The organism is Athalassotoga saccharophila, from assembly GCF_009936215.1.
Classification (GTDB): domain Bacteria; phylum Thermotogota; class Thermotogae; order Mesoaciditogales; family Mesoaciditogaceae; genus Athalassotoga; species Athalassotoga saccharophila.
This window is the reverse complement of record NZ_AP019553.1, coordinates 25,683-43,534: the sequence shown is the minus strand read 5'-3', so window position 1 is coordinate 43,534 and position 17,852 is coordinate 25,683. Positions and strand designations below refer to the sequence as shown.

Sequence of the window (17,852 nt, the reverse complement as noted above, 5' to 3'; positions counted from 1 at the left end):
AATAGATACCTCCTTGAAAAGGATTATACTATAAAAAAGAGATAATTAAATACAGATCTCTTTTTTAGTATTCCAAAAACTCTTTTTTAGTATTCCAAAAACTCTTTTTTAGTATTCCAAAAACTCTTTTTTAGTATTCCAAAAACTCTTTTTTAGTATTCCAAAAACTCTTTTTTAGTATTCCAAAAACTCTTTTTTCCAATCTATTTTTCTTTATTTTAAGCCATTCTCCGAAGCCGAAAGACGCAGCCGAAAACTAACAAAACAGTTTTAAAACAATTAAAACACAACAAAACAGATAAAGTTCGTCTGTGTCCTATATGAAATTAAAAACTAACAAATAAGTTCAAAGTAAGATTTTATATCAATATAGATCTGGTAAAACCAAATAACAACGTTAAACACACAAATCTAATCGATCCAACTCATAACTATCATCGGGTATAATTATCATAGATGAGCAAAAGAGGTAAATGAAGTGATCAAAAGAAAATGGAAAGATACAAATAACGTTCTTATCATCCCAGGGTTCAAATACGAGGAAGCAGCAATTAAGTACGGTTTATTCATAGCAAAAAATAGAAGGCCTTTTAAACCATCAAAATACATCGCTTTCTATTCAGATGGTATCATAAGGGTATTTGCAAGGATCGTATCCGTATTAGATGATGTTGATCTTATCCACGATATATATCCAGGTACTAATATCCCCTTTATCGATTACTTAAGAATTAGAGACGCAGGATTCGTAAAATCTCTTGCCTCCGGAGAGAGAAAGACAATCTTTATCCTCGATAAGATAAAGCCATGTAGCCCAATTGTAGATGATTCGAGTAAGAAGACCGGTTTTATCCACACAAGGCCGAAATACACAACAATAGATAAACTTCTCAGATCATCTTTCACATCACAGCTGGATGACAAAAATAATCAAAAATCCAGTTCATCAACCCTTCCAGATCATCCAGATGTAAAATCTTCCTCCAAGTCTCTGAAACCTTTGAAATACCCAGAATTAGAATCTCCAGATTCAGAATCTGTCACTAAAACTTTCAGCGCTTCTTTTTCACCTTCAGAATTGAAGCGATTGGATTCAAAGTCTTTGGATTCGAAATCTTCGAACTTAAAACCGACAGACGAGCAGGAAGAGATAATAAAAAGGTTTGGAGATGGGAAGAACATCCTCGTTCGTGCCTTTGCCGGTACCGGGAAAACGACAACTCTCAAGTTGCTGACACTGACATATCCAAAGAGAAGGTTCTTATATATCGTCTTTAACAGGGTTGCTGCCGAGAGTGCAAGGAAGACTTTTGGTAGCAATGTCAGTGTAAGAACTATACATTCTCTTGCCTTCGGCTTCATGAAGGATAAAATCAATGTATCAAACTTTGTAAATAACTACCAGATACCGAATATAGCAGATACGCTTGGCGTAGATTACGACTATGCGAGGGCTGTCAAAATCATCTTTGACGAGTTTTGCTACAGCAATGTCATGGAGATTGGAGATCTTGATTTCAGCCTTTTTTTCAGGGACAACATTGATCTGTTATCTCTTGTTAAAACCGGTGCCATAAGCATCGGGAAGGCGTTAAGATACACCGAACAGTTCTACAGGAAGATGGAGGATGGAAAGATCCCTGTTACACACAATTTCTATCTCAAGCAATTTCAGCGCCTTGGAATGGCGGACAGCGTGAGATACGACGCGATTCTTTTAGATGAAGCACAAGACAGCAATCTTATTACCTACGATATAGTCAACAGGATAAAGGGTCAGAAGGTTGTTATAGGAGACAGGCATCAAAAGATTTATGGATTCAGAAATAGTCTTGACATCTCTGGAAGGTTCCTTTCGGATAGAGCCGAGGAAATGCCTCTTACCAATTCTTTCAGGTTTCATGAAGAAATAGCCACACTTGCTAACAATCTGCTTTCCACCCTGAAGGCCGAAAGAATAAGAATACGTGGTGTTGCGCCACACAGAAGCGTATCAAACAAGGCGTTTATAACGAGAACAAATGCAAAGATAGTCGAGATAATTTCTTGGATGATTAGAAACAATGACTGGAAGACGGTTAGAGATCCCCGCGAACTTTTCAAACTTCCAATGTCGATTACAAAACTTTTCACGAATCCAAGGATAAATTACGAAATTCCAGCGGATCTATCTTTTCTCGAAAGGTTCAAAAGACTGGATGAGCTCGAAGAATATGCAAGAGATGTTAACGACATAGAGATGATGTCTGCAATAAGCATAGCAAAGCGTAAATCTTCCGTGATAGAGAAATGCTTTCTTAAGGCAATGGATCAGTTCAATTTAGAAAATGCTCGGGTCTACCTTACAACTGCACATACGTCCAAAGGACTTGAATGGGACGAGATCCATCTCTCAGATGATTATCCCAATTTATTCAAGGCGATAGGAAGAAGGGGCGGGATACCGAGATTCATTTACATGCAAAATAAGGGCGAGAGCAATGAGATAGAGGACATAATCGAGGAAATAAATCTGCTCTACGTGGCTGTGACAAGGGCACGGGAAAAGGCAGATATCGCAGATATTGAAAACAGCGATACACTCTTTTCCGGAGACATTAAAAGGATCGTAGAAAAGACAATGTTAGAAATTGATGACACTCAGAAAGAATAACGGAAAAATGATATGCTAGGTATTCGAATCGACCTCATGCGTTAAAGATTCGATGTATTCTTTCAAAACAATGGCTCCGTTGTGTATCCTATCTCTCGCGCTGTATAAGAGGGTAACATTTCCATTCTTTGCAGCATTAAGTATTGGCTCGAGATAATGTCTGTTATTCTCTAATTGTGCAAAGTATCTTTTTTTGAATTCTTCCCATTTTTCAGGTTCATGATTGAACCATTTTCTCAGTTTGGTATCCGGGGCCACATCTTTAAGCCATTCGCACTTTATCGATTCTTTCTTGATTCCTCTCGGCCAAAGCCTTTCAACCAGAAAGCGTTTTCCGTCATCATTTTCAGCTTCATCGTATACACGCTTTACCTTTATCATGCCAATCTCCTCCCGCCATACGCTCCTATAGGTCCAAAAAAGGGGGTAAATTAGTTTTGGGTATCTTTTACTCTCCCCACCCCCAAAACCTCTCTAAACGCATTTTTGGGCCCTTTACGGGGATGTTTTCCTTCCCTCTAAAAAGATTGAGTATCCCCCGATACACCCGATCCCGATACGACGTCGACAACGGTCACAACCAATACTGTCACAAATTGACCTTAAGATCTTTTCCAGCTCTAAACTTTGGAACCTTCTTTGCCTTTATCTTCATTGTCTTTCCAGTCCTCGGATTCCTTCCATTCCTCTCGGCCCTTTTATACGATAGAAACTTACCAAAGCCTGTCAGAGATACCTCTTCTCCCCCGCCAACAGTTTTCTCTATAGTTCTTGTTATTGCATCGATGATCTCGGCGACATCTTTTTTTGTCATGCCGGTGTATTTGGAAACTTCATTGACAAGTTCCTTTTTGTTCATGGTATCCTCTCCTTTGGTTAGCGATTTAGATGAATATACCATCGTTGGAGTATAATGTCAATAAATAAAATAGCGAACGCTGCAGGAGGGAATAATGTCAGTTCAAGACGGAATGCTTGGGATACTCAAAGACAAAAAGATTGAGGTCAGGGTGTACCTTGTCAACGGAGTCCATGTGGATGGGATTGTAAAGGCCTTTGACCAGTATGTTGTGTTTGTCGATGACGGGAAACAGCAAAGCATCATCTACAAGCATGCAATAAGCACTATAACACCTTCGTTAATGTTGTCGTTATCACCGGATATGGACAAATCGTAAAGCCATATGCAATATCTGAATGTGCAAGGTCAAATATAAAGATCCATTCCTTGAGAGATTTTAATTTCTTGAATATCCATGATAGATTCTTTTTGAGATGCAGTGATTATAGTAGCTGACAGCACTTTTGTGATCTGTGAAGAGCTTTATGAAGGTTCTCCCCGTCCTTCCAATCCTTCCGTATTCGGAGACAACGGCATACACCCCATCTAAAAGTGTGTCGTAGACTGGATAAAGGATATAGAACCTTTTCATATTCCTGCTTTCGTCTACCTTTGTGAATCTAATCATTTCATCCGAGGTCATAACACATCTCCACAGTAGGAGGTTCATTCCGCTTTATAAACTCTGCTATCGCTTTCCGCTTTTCATCTGTAAGAGGAGGTTTTATATGAAAAGGAGACCAGCTTTGCTTTACATCGTCTGAAAGTCTATCCCAGTCTTCTTGCGTTATAGGTACACGAAATAATCTCAGATAATTAAATCCATCTGTTATGTTAGCTATAGATTTTACCCATTCAAAGAGGATCTCAATATTTCTTTGTTGAATTTGAAGAGATTGATTCATTTGATAAATATTTTGCGAAATCTCGTTTATTCTATTTTCAAGGTCTTCAATTGGATTTGAAGTCAATTTTTTGATGATCTCTTCAATTGCTAATACGGCACCGCCACCTAAAAGTCCACCAAGAAAAGCCTCTCCTGCATTTGCAGATTGAATCTGTGCATACTTTTTAGATATTTGCTGCCGTATCTGCTTTATCTCCGCTCTAAGATCATCCCTTAGTTTTTCTTTTTGATCATTTTCAAAGTCTGTTATGTAGGAAATAAGGTACTCTGTCAGATTGTCGGACATATTTTTGATTGCGGATTTAATCCCGTCAATTTGACTTTGCAACTGCTTAATTTGAACTTCGCAATCTTGACTACTCTCCTCTGAAGATGATTTAGGTTCATACTCCAGAACAGACTTTATTTCCTCATTCTGGGAATTACCAATATTATCAATATAGGGATTATATTTATTCACAGACGGCACAAGATTATCCGGATTGTTTCCATCTGCATGCCTTGTGTGGTTAAAGATTGCGTACCGGATCGTTTTGTATGTCTTTGGACTGATACCGAGTTTCTTAAGGATAAATGTATTTGGATGGGGTCTTGGACCGTGATCTGTATTAAGGAGACTCTCGATATCTGATTTCGAAAAACGCTTTAATGCTTTTGAGAGAGTAGATTCAAAGCGGTCTAAAGTTTTGAGGGTTTGTCGGTTTAGGTTTTCGGAATTGAGAAGATGGATCTTTTTCCACATATTGTTGTGATTTGGATAAAGTCGTTGATTGTAATCTGCCATAAAAGAGACAAACTCGTCGTAGTCCATACCATCCTCCTAAAACACGCATAATGCATAAATATAATATCATAAAATAGATAAATTATCAATATAGTATATTCTAATATATTCACGAAAATAAATAACATATATTTTGTTGCAAAATGAATTTATAATCGTACACAAAGCGCCTAAAATAACACGCAATAATATAGGTGTAAATAACGCATTGCCTTTTGAATTGTTATTTTACATGCTTAGTTACCTTTCTTTAGCGATATATAAAAAGGCAGATTATATTCGCGGATCAATTTCGCGGTGTGGATAAATTTGATCTTGCCAAATGCAATCTTGCCAAATACACACAAACACATAAGCGTGTCGTGATTTTAATTTTGCACGCTATTTACTTGTGCCGTCTTTATTCAGAGGTTAGTTTATTTGATTTGTGTATGTTGAGGCTTTACCCGTGTAAATCGTCTTATTTGATCTTCAGAGTCTAAATTTAAAGGCTGAGATGCTCGGGATGACTGACAGTTAACGTCGTTTACGTGCTCTATATTTTAGAAGACAGGTATGTGGTACAGATTATGTCTTTACCTTTCTTTTTTCAAGAAGTTCTCTTATAGTTGTCATGTCCACATTGATTATGTTGGATGGCATTGAATTGTTTGAATTCTCTGTGATTTCGTTTATCTCGTTCGGGGTATGGTTCTCCTTCAACCGGCTTACAAAGGTACGTACTGTCTCAATACATACATCCTCATCTGCAAGAATATTCATTTTGGTTCTTCCGTATTCGAAGTTGAATATAACGTATCCTGATGGGAGGGAAACCCACTCGACTTTGGCACCTGAAATTACAAACTCATCTAAGCGGAGATAAAAGATGGATTCTACAGGCAGGATTTAGCGATGCTGGAAATGTGGCAGGCCAGTTGTAGACCGATTTGGATTCCAGGCTTGATAGTAAGTTTATTTTGTGATCTGTGAAATAGAATATTCATTTGTACGGTAAGGTATAATGATATCTGTCAGATCATATATTATAGTCTTTGATTAAAACAAATAGAGACAATCCGGAAGGATGCATAATGGACTGTATTTGCACGGGATCCAGCCTCTGTCGGGTTGTAGCATATACCATAGTCACCCAACAGTCTTGAGGTTATATTGGGTCTGTCAATAGTTTTGTGTAAACTCCATTTTTGTCAGTATTCATAAGTATTTAGACACTCTTTCCCCAAAATGTACCTTTAATTGCTGTAAAATTTGATTCCAGTCTTTTACCTTCATCACCCATTTTTTCTTTATCTCAACTACTGCCAAATAAAGCAATTTGAATATAGCCGTATCGTTAGGTAAAACATCTCTGTTCTTTGTTTTCCTCCTCAATTGCATGTTAAAACTTTCTATCGGATTTGTAGTATAGATGAGTTTCCTTATCTCAGGAGTAAATTGATACATCGTGGATATCCTGTCAAAACTCTTTTCCCATACATTCACAGCTAAAGGATATTTCTCAGACCACTTTTCTTTCAAAGCGTTTAATCCCTTTCGTGCCGATTCTTCTGTCGGCGCTTGATATATACTCTTCGTATCCTTGGAGAACTCTTTTAAATCCTTGTACGAAACGTATTTCATTCCATTCCTTATGACATGAACGACGCATCCCTGCAATTCAGTTTCAGGATAAATCGCTTCAACCGCTTCTTTCATCCCACTAAGTCCATCTGTTGTCATTATGAGAATGTCTTTAACACCACGATTTCGTAAATCACTTAAAACCTTGGCCCAATACTTGGATGTTTCTGTTTCTGCTATCCACATACCTAAAACATCTTTTTGTCCACCTAAATCTATTCCTACCGCAAAATAAACCGTCTTGTTTATTACCTGTTCATTTTCCCGCACATTATACCTTATCCCGTCAAGATAAACTATGGCGTATACTTCTTCAAGCCGCCTGTTTCTCCATTCTTCCATGAGCGGTATTATCTTATCCGTTATCCTCGATAAGGTTTCATTTGAAAGTTCCGCTCCGTAAATATCCTCTATCTGATTCCCAATTTCGGAGAATGTCATCCCATTAGCATACATCCCACTTTCCGCAGATAAAAAACAGTTTTTTGGATTTATTTGAAACTCATGTTTTAAAATTGAAAGTGGGAAATGATTAGAGTCAGTAATAGCCAAAGAAGCATTTGCTGTAACCTTGACGCACATCACAAAGATTATACCACTATTTACCGTTTCGGATAGAGTCCATTGATTTATGCCTTTCTGCTGCTATGATCTATTTGAAAAAGACAGCGGAGGTAGAAAAATGGAAATCACTACAAAGCAACTTGATCACCATGGACTTGTGGCTGGGACATTTGATAAATTTGAAATGGGAGAGGTCATTGAAAAGAGAATACCGAAAGTCCGGAACTTCAATCTTTCAACGTCTGCGATAATAAAAGCGATGATCATACTCGGGCTTGGTTTTGTTGACAGGAGATTGTACTTTGCAGGGAGTTATTTTGAGAACTGGGATGTTGAGAAACTTTTAGGCGAAGGAACTAAACCGGAAGATCTTAACGATGACGCTCTCGGCAGAGTGCTTGACAAGATTTATGATTACGGTCCAACGGAATTATTTCAAGAGATAGCGGCGCACGCTTTGAACAAACTTGAAATGGATGTTCACCTCGTTCACACCGATACCACAAGCGTGAGTGTAAGCGGCAATTACGAGATGGAAGACGGGACGAATGGTTTTAAGATCACCTTCGGTCATTCGAAAGATCACAGACAGGATTTGAAACAATTCGTGATAGGGATGGTTGTAAATCAGCATGGAATGCCGATGTTTGCCAAAACATACAACGGGAACGAATCGGATAAAGAGTCGATCAAAGAAATGGTCAAAGCAATCAGGAAGAACATTGACAAAGACAAGAAAGTCTATCATGTGGCAGACAGTGCTTTCTACACTGCGGAAAACATTAGCGAACTCAGAACAACATACTGGATAAGCCATGTGCCGTCTACGATAAAAGAGGCTGAAGAAATGCTAAATAAAGAAGTTGAATTTCGTCCGACCAAAATTGAAGGATATGAAGTGTATTCCGAAATAAGCAATTACGGCGGGATAAAACAAAAATGGATAATGGTGAATTCGAAATATCTTAAAGAACAGGAACTGAAAACATTTGACAGGCATTTGAAAAAAAGCAAGACAGAAGCGGAAAAGTCATTGAAAAAGACTGTGACGAAAGAACGGTATTTTTGTTCTGAAGACGGAATAAACAAGTCCAGACAATGGATGGAAGCTCATCCTCTTTTCAAATACGACAAGTTTGAGATAAAGAGCGTAAGAGTCAGAACTGACGGGAAAAGAGGAAGGCCTAAAGATGGGGATCCGACGATAGAAATGTATGAAATAGATGCTGAGATAGGTCTGAATGAAGAAGCGGTTGAAAAGGCCAAAGCAAAACTCGGAAGATTCATACTTTCAACGAACGACATTGAACTTGAAGATGAAAAAGTGCTCGAATATTACAAAAACCAGACAACGGTCGAAAGAGGATTCAGGTTTTTGAAAGACAAAAGTTTCGGAGTAAGCGATGTGTATCTGAAAAAGCCCGGACGGATTCAGGCACTTGTGATGATAATGGTATTGACGTTATTGGTGTACTCGCTTTCGGAATGGGAAATAAGGCGCACATTGAAAGAGACAGGGCAAACATTTCCGAATCAGTTGAAAAAGCCGACAAACAGGCCGACATTCAGGTGGATATGTCAGAACTTCATGAACATAACCGTTGTAAATGTGGTTACAGATGGGCAAACAACCACACAGATAGCGAATTTAAAAGATTTGCAGATCAAAGTGATAAGACTTTTGGGAGTTGAATATGAAAAATATTATTTCTGATCAAAGATGTGCGAAATGTGGGATACATGGATATTATCCTGTCTTCTATACCAGAAATATCTCTTTGGCGTTTCTTAACAACCTGAGGTTCAAAATCGGAATTCCTGTCTCGTGGAACTTCTATTTCAGTTTCACCGTATTTCGACATAACCGTTTTCTTCGATTTGCCATTTCTTGAATTATCCGTCATCTTAGACTTGTAATCGTATTTGGTATATCCAAGTTGGTCCTCTAATTCAGCCTCAAGCATTTCTTCAATAACCGATGAAAACATCCTTTTTAGAGATTCTTCGATACCTGCAATATCTTTGATATCATTGTCTTTGATAAACTTTCTGATCTCATCTTTGGACATTAGTCTTTTCTTTTCCATGATTCTCCTCCTTTGAGTTTATTTTACTCAAAATGGAGGTTTACACAAATAATCTTATACTCCCAGTTTTTTCCAATGACTATATTTTATAAATACGTACTTTGGTTTATCTTGTGTTTGATATGAATTACTTCTCCAGCTTCGTTAATTCAAAAATTTTGTGTGCAAGAATTTCTAAATTATCAAACCAGTATTGCCTATATTCTTGCGGAACTTTACTTATATCTTCAGTCTTCAATAATAGACAAACTTTTACACTAAATTCGTTATATTTGAATATTTTGCACTTACCCGATTCGTCCGAGAATATGTGTTTAAATCCATCTATTTTTCTATATGCATCTGAAAATTCTGTTCCCTTAGGATCAACAAACAAAATTATATATTCATTCCCTTTTTGCATCCAAAAAATAAAATCAGGCTTGAACTTCTCCATTTTATTTACCTTAGGCTGGTAGTAAGGAATGTAAATCTCATCTAATGTTTCATCAATTTTTGAAAAAAACCACCAATCAAATTTACTGAAAAAGTTACTATCTTTCTTTAAATATTCTTCTAAGTCTTCCACAAATTTAGACTCACTGCCTACTTTGATAATGTGCTTAATGTATATAATGTTATCATCTTCTGAAAGGAGAATGGGAATATAGTAATATTTAGACAGATATTTTATATGTAAATGATCTTCCTTAAGAAATTCTGGATATTGTTCTCCTAATTTTTGTATCTTTTCTGTAAATTGATCAAGGTTTATTGACCCTGAATTCAAATCATTTTTAAGTTTGTTTATTTCATCTTGTTTTTTATCGTAATTCCTAATTTTTTCAATCTTTTCTCTTATATTGTTGGCTTTATCTTTTGATATTTTTATCTGTTTAAAATGTATAATCTCATTTTCAATTTTTTTAAATTCTGACAATTCATCATCATGAATAGAAAAATGCTTTAAAATAGAAGTAAATATTAATTCTGGTTTGTTTAAAGCCATGATATTTCCGTCTATTTTATAATAATTGGTATAAGTGCTATCTGAAAGACTATCTTTTATTTTAACTAATACTTTAGGCTGGCAATCATATTTAACAATTTTGATTTTATCATCGACGAAATTAACATAATTCTTGATTAAATCATAATCTTCTTTATTTATAGGAAAAGTATTTCTTTCATCTACCAAAAGTTTGCCACTTTCTTTATATGTAGGTATAAGCAATAATTTGTCTTTTATTTGTGGATTAATTTCAAATAAGTCTCCTATGAGTTCCTCCTGTTCTTCCTCTTTGAGCGTTTCAATTACTTCCTTTAAATTTTCTACTTTAGTGCCGAATACAAATAAAGTTTCAATGAATTTGACTTTATCTTTAAGATTATTGAAGATACTAATATCAATTTCATTGTTATTATATAAAAATTGCAACCGTTTTCTTTTATTTGGTAGTGGTTCCACTCTTACTCCTCTACCAATGGATTGAAGAACAAACTTTCTTGCGTCAATTCCCTTACCGATATTTATATATAAAATTATATTTGGCCGATTACTATCCCAGCCTTCGTAAAATGAACGAGATCCCATCAAAATATTTATATCTGAATTGTCTCTATTAATATCTCTAAAAAAGCTCTCATTATCAAATCTTTCTATAATCTGATATCCATTAAGTTTATTCTTTAACCAATCAGAAATATCACCTATCTTAATTAAAGCAAAAGGCCTATCACTCGTCGCGAGTTTTAAAATGATTTCTTGTCTATTGCCAGGTATTTTTAAAATTTCTATTCTACCAGGATTGTTTGAATTAAAAGCACCTTCTAAGATGTCTTCATATGTTAAATTATCTATCGTGTTTTGTAGTAAATCAATTTTTTCATTATCAAACTCACATTGTCCATTCAAATTTCTTAATAATTCTTGCTTTGCTTTTGATAGTACATCATTATCAAAATCTTTATTTGCAATATTTACTATTTCCCTAAAAAATAAATACAAATCAGAATCTTCTGTATTTACAGAATTTACAAGCGTCAATATTAACGGATTATGATAATATTTGGAAATATCCTTCTTTTGTTTCTTAATATAAGTGTGTAAGAGTAATACTTTAAGAATAGTAACTTTCTTTTGTGTTTCCGTAAAATCTTCTTTTTTTGCTAATGCTGATATATCTGATTGCGAAATATAAATATGCTTACCATATCCTTGTTGAATAAATTTTTCCAAATTAAAATTAAAAGCACATGTTGCAAAATCTATTGGATCTGTAAAAGTAGCAGAAAAATTAAATAAGAAACCATTACGAGATAATAAAGAATAAAATTGTTGCCTTTTACTGGGGAGTATAAGATTATTTGTGTAAACCTCCATTTTGAGTAAAATAAACTCAAAGGAGGAGAATCATGGAAAAGAAAAGACTAATGTCCAAAGATGAGATCAGAAAGTTTATCAAAGACAATGATATCAAAGATATTGCAGGTATCGAAGAATCTCTAAAAAGGATGTTTTCATCGGTTATTGAAGAAATGCTTGAGGCTGAATTAGAGGACCAACTTGGATATACCAAATACGATTACAAGTCTAAGATGACGGATAATTCAAGAAATGGCAAATCGAAGAAAACGGTTATGTCGAAATACGGTGAAACTGAAATAGAAGTTCCACGAGACAGGAATTCCGATTTTGAACCTCAGGTTGTTAAGAAACGCCAAAGAGATATTTCTGGTATAGAAGACAGGATAATATCCATGTATGCTAATGGGATGACATTCTCCGAAATTGGGAATCAGATAGAGGATATTTACGGAGCGGAACTTTCAAATGAAACCTTATCGAGGATAACGGATAAGATAATACCGCTCATGGAAGAATGGAGAAACAGGCGGCTTGAAGAAGTATACGCCATAGTTTATCTTGACGGGATAAGGTATAATGTGCGGGAAAATGAACAGGTAATAAACAAGACGGTTTATTTTGCGGTAGGAATAGATTTAGGTGGACAAAAAGATGTTTTAGGTATGTGGATAGCAGAAACAGAAACATCCAAGTATTGGGCCAAGGTTTTAAGTGATTTACGAAATCGTGGTGTTAAAGACATTCTCATAATGACAACAGATGGACTTAGTGGGATGAAAGAAGCGGTTGAAGCGATTTATCCTGAAACTGAATTGCAGGGATGCGTCGTTCATGTCATAAGGAATGGAATGAAATACGTTTCGTACAAGGATTTAAAAGAGTTCTCCAAGGATACGAAGAGTATATATCAAGCGCCGACAGAAGAATCGGCACGAAAGGGATTAAACGCTTTGAAAGAAAAGTGGTCTGAGAAATATCCTTTAGCTGTGAATGTATGGGAAAAGAGTTTTGACAGGATATCCACGATGTATCAATTTACTCCTGAGATAAGGAAACTCATCTATACTACAAATCCGATAGAAAGTTTTAACATGCAATTGAGGAGGAAAACAAAGAACAGAGATGTTTTACCTAACGATACGGCTATATTCAAATTGCTTTATTTGGCAGTAGTTGAGATAAAGAAAAAATGGGTGATGAAGGTAAAAGACTGGAATCAAATTTTACAGCAATTAAAGGTACATTTTGGGGAAAGAGTGTCTAAATACTTATGAATACTGACAAAAATGGAGTTTACACAAAACTATTGACAGACCCTTTTACTGTCTTCTCTGTCCCCTTTATGTGCTTCATCAAGTAAAATATACCAATTACCATTATTATCGTAATTTCTAAAATCTATGATTTTGTCTTTCTGTTCGTCTGATATTAAATCACTTCGGTAATAAAAAATATCAACTCCATTGTTAATGTTCATTCTACTTTCTCTTTTTATGCTGTCATATTGCTTTAGATCATTTAGATTTATATTCAAATTGCCTATAGACTTATTAAATTCTTCTATGTGACTTTTAAACTGATCTATAAGATCCTCTCTGTATGTAAGAAAGAGTATATCTTTTTTGGGTATTTGATTCTCTTTCATTAAGTTGATAAGCAATTCAATTAATTTAACGATGACAATAGTTTTACCGCTACCTGTAGCCATCCAGAAACTCATACGGTTTATGAAGTTATAAAAAGCAATTGTATTTCCTGTAATTCCATAATCATTGTTAAATTCTTCAAAGATACTTAGGATCTTATTATTATTAATCACAAAATCTAAATTTTCAGAGAAACCATTGTTTTTATAAAATTGAAAGAATAGTCTTTTATCTGCATTGAAATCTTTGTAATACTTATACAAAGCTTTCAATACGTTTTTCAATGCATCCTGTTGGTAATCAAATAGTTTCTTTTTATCTGAAAACTTGACAAAGTCAAAGTTAGTCCACTCTGAAGGTAAATTTTCAAATTGTATTGATTCCATTATATTTTGTAAGTATAGTTCCATTTTTATCATTCCCACCAAATTAAAGGCTTTATCAGTTTATAATCTAAGTCTTGTATGTTAATCTTTGTTCCATCTTCAAATTCTACTTCACTTTCACTAATTTTCTTTATCCATTTGCCAGTAAGATTAGATAGAGTCTCAGCAATATCAATATTTGGATAGAGTTGTGACAAATCCACTTTCACTTTGTTGCTTTTATAATCAATCTCTAACGCATCAAGCATCTTTTTATCTTTCATAAAAACATATTCTTGATACGGATTTTTGCCTGGCGAATTAAACAAGTCTCCATCTTCATATTTACAATTCGCAAGTGCTTCTTCATACTGCTCAAGTTCGTAGTATTTAAAAAATCCGCCTGCTTGTTTTTCGTTGTAATATTCTTGCACATCTTTTGAGATTCCAGATTTATCATAAAACAAAACCCTTTTCATTCTTGGCAAAACTACGCTGTAAAAATGTTCTCCCATCTCAATGCCGATCCATTTTCTGCCAAGTTTATGTGCTACTGCTGTTGTTGTCCCAGACCCAAGAAAGAAATCGAGAATCAAATCGCCATTGTTGGAAGTAGATTCTATACAACGCATTACTCCAAATTCTGAATTTTCAGTTTGGAAATCCCATTCACTTGCATAACCATAAATATTAGACCAATTATCTGTTAAATATATTTCATTTGGTTTTAACATTTGTGGGTTACCATTTTGACTAAACCTTATTCTGCCTTGTTTTTCTAATTCAGAGATAACTTTCTGTGATGGAAATCTACGACCTTCTCTCGGAACTATTTCTCTTCCTAACACTATTCTTGCTCGTGTTATGTAATTCCCTTCTTTATCTATTTTAAGATTCTCCTTCGAAAATAAATTCAGCATATCTCTAGACACAATTTCCCATGATTCCCCTTCTGTGTCAATTGATCGCCATTCTTCTTCTTTCCTTCTCTCGGTTACGTGGTTGAAAAACGAACTATCACCATTCTTTGAGTAAAAATAAAAAGTATCATGCCATGTTGGGAATTTATTACCTTCAGTTTTAATTCTAATTGATTTATTTATAATTATTTCATTCTTAAAATTCTCTTTCCCCAAAATATTATCCATCAGTGGTCTTACAATCCAATTCCCATTATAATCACATCTTACAAAAATGCTTCCTTTTCCATTCAGCCAATCTTTTGCAATTTTCAATCTGTTTTCCAGCAATGTTGCCCAGTTAGCATCTTTGTAATTGGTTCGGTATAAAAACTGATCAGATGAATCAAGATTAAACGGTGGGTCAATATAAATTGTCTGCACTTTCTCTTTGAATTTTGGCAAGATTGTATTCAATGCCTGGTAGTTTTCGCTCTTAATCAGCCAGCCGTCTAAAGATTTGTCTAAATCATCAAATAAATCCAAAATTTCTAATTCAAGGTCTTTGAAGTATTTAGTATCGATTGGCAAAAATTTGTATTTATCATTTAAGTGTACTCCTGTAAGATCAGTAACTACAACATCTTCAATTTTGAATTGTTCATCCACAATTCCAAGTTCTTGCCACTCTTTTATCTGCTCATTAATATTTTTGTGGTTTAGAATCTTTTCAATAAGTTTTTCATCTTTTATCCTATCCAGTGTAATAACATAATTGCTATTTTTGACAAACTTTGGTTTATTCCATATCTTTACAAGTTCATCTTCAAATTGAGAAATAAAATCGATTATCTTAAATGCTATATCTTTTAGTATCTGCAACTCATTTACACGGTCAGATGTCCATTCCTTGGCACCTTCCCAGAAGTATTGGTAACTCCAAAGTTTAAATTGCTCTTGAAGAAATGCTTTAGCATTTTTGTTAATGAAGAAATCTACTTCACTTTGTTTTTCAAATATCCTAAATGCTCTATCTAAATCCTCATCTGTTATCTGAATGTTATTTTTCTTAAGCTGTTTAATTATGTCATCATTTTTGGTTACTTTCCCTTTCTCAGAATAAATAACATTGAATACTATTGTTTTATCATCTTTTACCTCTTTAAGTTCATAAATCAAATTGCGCTTTTCATTAGCCTTTTTGTTTTCAGTAGTAGAAGCATCAAAATAAAACTTAAAATTATCGAATTCAACAGGCATACTTCTAAATATACGGTCTGTCTTCACGTAATAAAGCATTTGCGTCTTCCAAAATAAAATAACATCTTTGTCGTCTGTATAAACTTTTTCATAGATATTATTATGAAAAGGCGTTGAATTGAAATAGATTGAACCACTCTCGGTAAAGTAACGGCTAAAAAAAGAATATAATTTGTCAAACAACTCATCCCTGAAATTGGGATATTTTTTTAATGCGCTTTCGATGTCTTCATGAAGTAATTGTTCAATTTTACTGTAGTAATTAGACTTTATCTTCATTAAGTTTATGAAGCCACCTTGTCCTTCTACATTTGCTCCAATAAACACATTCCTCAACGCTTCATAAAACTTTTCCTCTTTTGTGTTCACTTTTGATTTTCCTCCAAATTAGTGCTAAAGATTAATCACTCTATATTATACTCGTGTAGAATAATAAGTAAAGAGCCTTGAAACCCAAATCAGATTCTGTGTAGAAGCTAGCTATATACTTAAGCCTCTGAGCTTGTGTTTAGATTTAGCTTCCTCCACAAACATGATTTAGAGTAATGACCTCAAAAGGTCGGACTTATAACGAGTGTATGAAAGGGAGGAATTTGTATGGTATATGTTGGTGTAGATATCTCTGCTGAGAAATTTGATGCCGCTTTTTACTATCCACACAATGTAAGTATGTTGTCATAACCTTTAGACAGTCCCAAAACGGCTTTAAGAAATTCTTGGACAGGGAGTATAAGATTATTTGTGTAAACCTCCATTTTGAGTAAAATAAACTCAAAGGAGGAGAATCATGGAAAAGAAAAGACTAATGTCCAAAGATGAGATCAGAAAGTTTATCAAAGACAATGATATCAAAGATATTGCAGGTATCGAAGAATCTCTAAAAAGGATGTTTTCATCGGTTATTGAAGAAATGCTTGAGGCTGAATTAGAGGACCAACTTGGATATACCAAATACGATTACAAGTCTAAGATGACGGATAATTCAAGAAATGGCAAATCGAAGAAAACGGTTATGTCGAAATACGGTGAAACTGAAATAGAAGTTCCACGAGACAGGAATTCCGATTTTGAACCTCAGGTTGTTAAGAAACGCCAAAGAGATATTTCTGGTATAGAAGACAGGATAATATCCATGTATGCTAATGGGATGACATTCTCCGAAATTGGGAATCAGATAGAGGATATTTACGGAGCGGAACTTTCAAATGAAACCTTATCGAGGATAACGGATAAGATAATACCGCTCATGGAAGAATGGAGAAACAGGCGGCTTGAAGAAGTATACGCCATAGTTTATCTTGACGGGATAAGGTATAATGTGCGGGAAAATGAACAGGTAATAAACAAGACGGTTTATTTTGCGGTAGGAATAGATTTAGGTGGACAAAAAGATGTTTTAGGTATGTGGATAGCAGAAACAGAAACATCCAAGTATTGGGCCAAGGTTTTAAGTGATTTACGAAATCGTGGTGTTAAAGACATTCTCATAATGACAACAGATGGACTTAGTGGGATGAAAGAAGCGGTTGAAGCGATTTATCCTGAAACTGAATTGCAGGGATGCGTCGTTCATGTCATAAGGAATGGAATGAAATACGTTTCGTACAAGGATTTAAAAGAGTTCTCCAAGGATACGAAGAGTATATATCAAGCGCCGACAGAAGAATCGGCACGAAAGGGATTAAACGCTTTGAAAGAAAAGTGGTCTGAGAAATATCCTTTAGCTGTGAATGTATGGGAAAAGAGTTTTGACAGGATATCCACGATGTATCAATTTACTCCTGAGATAAGGAAACTCATCTATACTACAAATCCGATAGAAAGTTTTAACATGCAATTGAGGAGGAAAACAAAGAACGTGTGTATAAAGTAATGG

12 protein-coding genes and 3 pseudogenes are annotated in these 17,852 nt (G+C 35.0%); 5 read left to right on the top strand and 10 right to left on the bottom strand.

All coding sequences use genetic code 11. The features are described 5' to 3' along the window. The first annotated feature begins 478 nt into the window (after window positions 1-478). Entirely contained in the window at window positions 479-2,653 is a 2,175-nt protein-coding gene (locus ATHSA_RS10080) for a UvrD-helicase domain-containing protein (RefSeq protein ID WP_161849077.1), read from the top strand. Window positions 2,654-2,668: 15 nt separating this feature from the next. Here the strand turns inward: ATHSA_RS10080 and ATHSA_RS10075 are convergent, their stop codons facing one another. Beyond that, window positions 2,669-3,034: a DUF488 domain-containing protein gene (locus ATHSA_RS10075; RefSeq protein WP_161849076.1), complete on the bottom strand. Its 366-nt coding sequence runs from the start codon at window positions 3,032-3,034 to the stop codon at window positions 2,669-2,671. A 208-nt stretch (window positions 3,035-3,242) separates the two neighbouring features. Beyond that, window positions 3,243-3,512 (bottom strand): HU family DNA-binding protein, encoded by a 270-nt coding sequence (locus ATHSA_RS10070; RefSeq protein WP_161849075.1) that lies wholly within the window; start codon window positions 3,510-3,512, stop codon window positions 3,243-3,245. A gap of 94 nt (window positions 3,513-3,606) precedes the next feature. On the opposite strand from ATHSA_RS10070, the gene hfq reads away from it, so the two are divergent. Next, entirely contained in the window at window positions 3,607-3,831 is a 225-nt protein-coding gene (gene hfq / locus ATHSA_RS10065) for an RNA chaperone Hfq (RefSeq protein ID WP_161849074.1), read from the top strand. A 60-nt stretch (window positions 3,832-3,891) separates the two neighbouring features. On the opposite strand, the gene ATHSA_RS10060 is transcribed toward hfq, so the two are convergent. The 4 genes and pseudogenes from ATHSA_RS10060 to ATHSA_RS10045 all read right to left on the bottom strand — a co-directional run. Further along, window positions 3,892-4,122 (bottom strand): WGR domain-containing protein, encoded by a 231-nt coding sequence (locus ATHSA_RS10060; protein ID WP_232060164.1) that lies wholly within the window; start codon window positions 4,120-4,122, stop codon window positions 3,892-3,894. 1 nt (window position 4,123) lies between these two features. Next, window positions 4,124-5,185, bottom strand: coding sequence for a FlxA-like family protein (locus ATHSA_RS10055; RefSeq protein ID WP_161849072.1), 1,062 nt, complete (start codon window positions 5,183-5,185; stop codon window positions 4,124-4,126). A 567-nt stretch (window positions 5,186-5,752) separates the two neighbouring features. Then, entirely contained in the window at window positions 5,753-5,947 is a 195-nt protein-coding gene (locus ATHSA_RS10050; RefSeq protein ID WP_161849071.1) for a hypothetical protein, read from the bottom strand. 435 nt (window positions 5,948-6,382) lie between these two features. Further along, window positions 6,383-7,264: pseudogene (locus tag ATHSA_RS10045) on the bottom strand (IS256 family transposase); the annotation flags it as partial. Between the two features lie 175 nt (window positions 7,265-7,439). Here ATHSA_RS10045 and ATHSA_RS10040 point away from each other — a divergent pair. Continuing rightward, window positions 7,440-9,086 (top strand): IS1634 family transposase, encoded by a 1,647-nt coding sequence (locus tag ATHSA_RS10040; protein WP_232060051.1) that lies wholly within the window; start codon window positions 7,440-7,442, stop codon window positions 9,084-9,086. 22 nt (window positions 9,087-9,108) lie between these two features. Here the strand turns inward: ATHSA_RS10040 and ATHSA_RS10035 are convergent. Beyond that, window positions 9,109-9,459: pseudogene (locus ATHSA_RS10035) on the bottom strand (transposase); the annotation flags it as partial. A 127-nt stretch (window positions 9,460-9,586) separates the two neighbouring features. After that, window positions 9,587-11,821, bottom strand: a complete 2,235-nt coding sequence (locus ATHSA_RS10030; RefSeq protein ID WP_161849068.1) for a restriction endonuclease subunit R — start codon at window positions 11,819-11,821, stop codon at window positions 9,587-9,589. 32 nt (window positions 11,822-11,853) lie between these two features. Between ATHSA_RS10030 and ATHSA_RS10025 the strand changes: the two genes are divergently transcribed. Further along, window positions 11,854-13,080 carry an IS256 family transposase gene (locus tag ATHSA_RS10025; RefSeq protein WP_232060069.1) on the top strand — a complete coding sequence of 409 codons (1,227 nt, stop codon included), beginning with the start codon at window positions 11,854-11,856 and terminating at the stop codon, window positions 13,078-13,080. Window positions 13,081-13,109: 29 nt separating this feature from the next. Here ATHSA_RS10025 and ATHSA_RS10020 read toward each other — a convergent pair whose 3' ends face one another. Both ATHSA_RS10020 and ATHSA_RS10015 read right to left on the bottom strand, forming a co-directional pair. Continuing rightward, window positions 13,110-13,871 carry a DEAD/DEAH box helicase family protein gene (locus ATHSA_RS10020; RefSeq protein WP_161849067.1) on the bottom strand — a complete coding sequence of 254 codons (762 nt, stop codon included), beginning with the start codon at window positions 13,869-13,871 and terminating at the stop codon, window positions 13,110-13,112. Continuing rightward, window positions 13,868-16,345 (bottom strand): DNA methyltransferase, encoded by a 2,478-nt coding sequence (locus ATHSA_RS10015; protein WP_232060163.1) that lies wholly within the window; start codon window positions 16,343-16,345, stop codon window positions 13,868-13,870. The genes ATHSA_RS10020 and ATHSA_RS10015 overlap by 4 nt, the downstream gene beginning before the upstream one ends. 418 nt (window positions 16,346-16,763) lie before the next feature. On the opposite strand from ATHSA_RS10015, the pseudogene ATHSA_RS10010 reads away from it, so the two are divergent. Next, window positions 16,764-17,834 (top strand): annotated as a pseudogene (locus ATHSA_RS10010) (IS256 family transposase); the annotation flags it as partial. Window positions 17,835-17,852 lie beyond the last annotated feature (18 nt).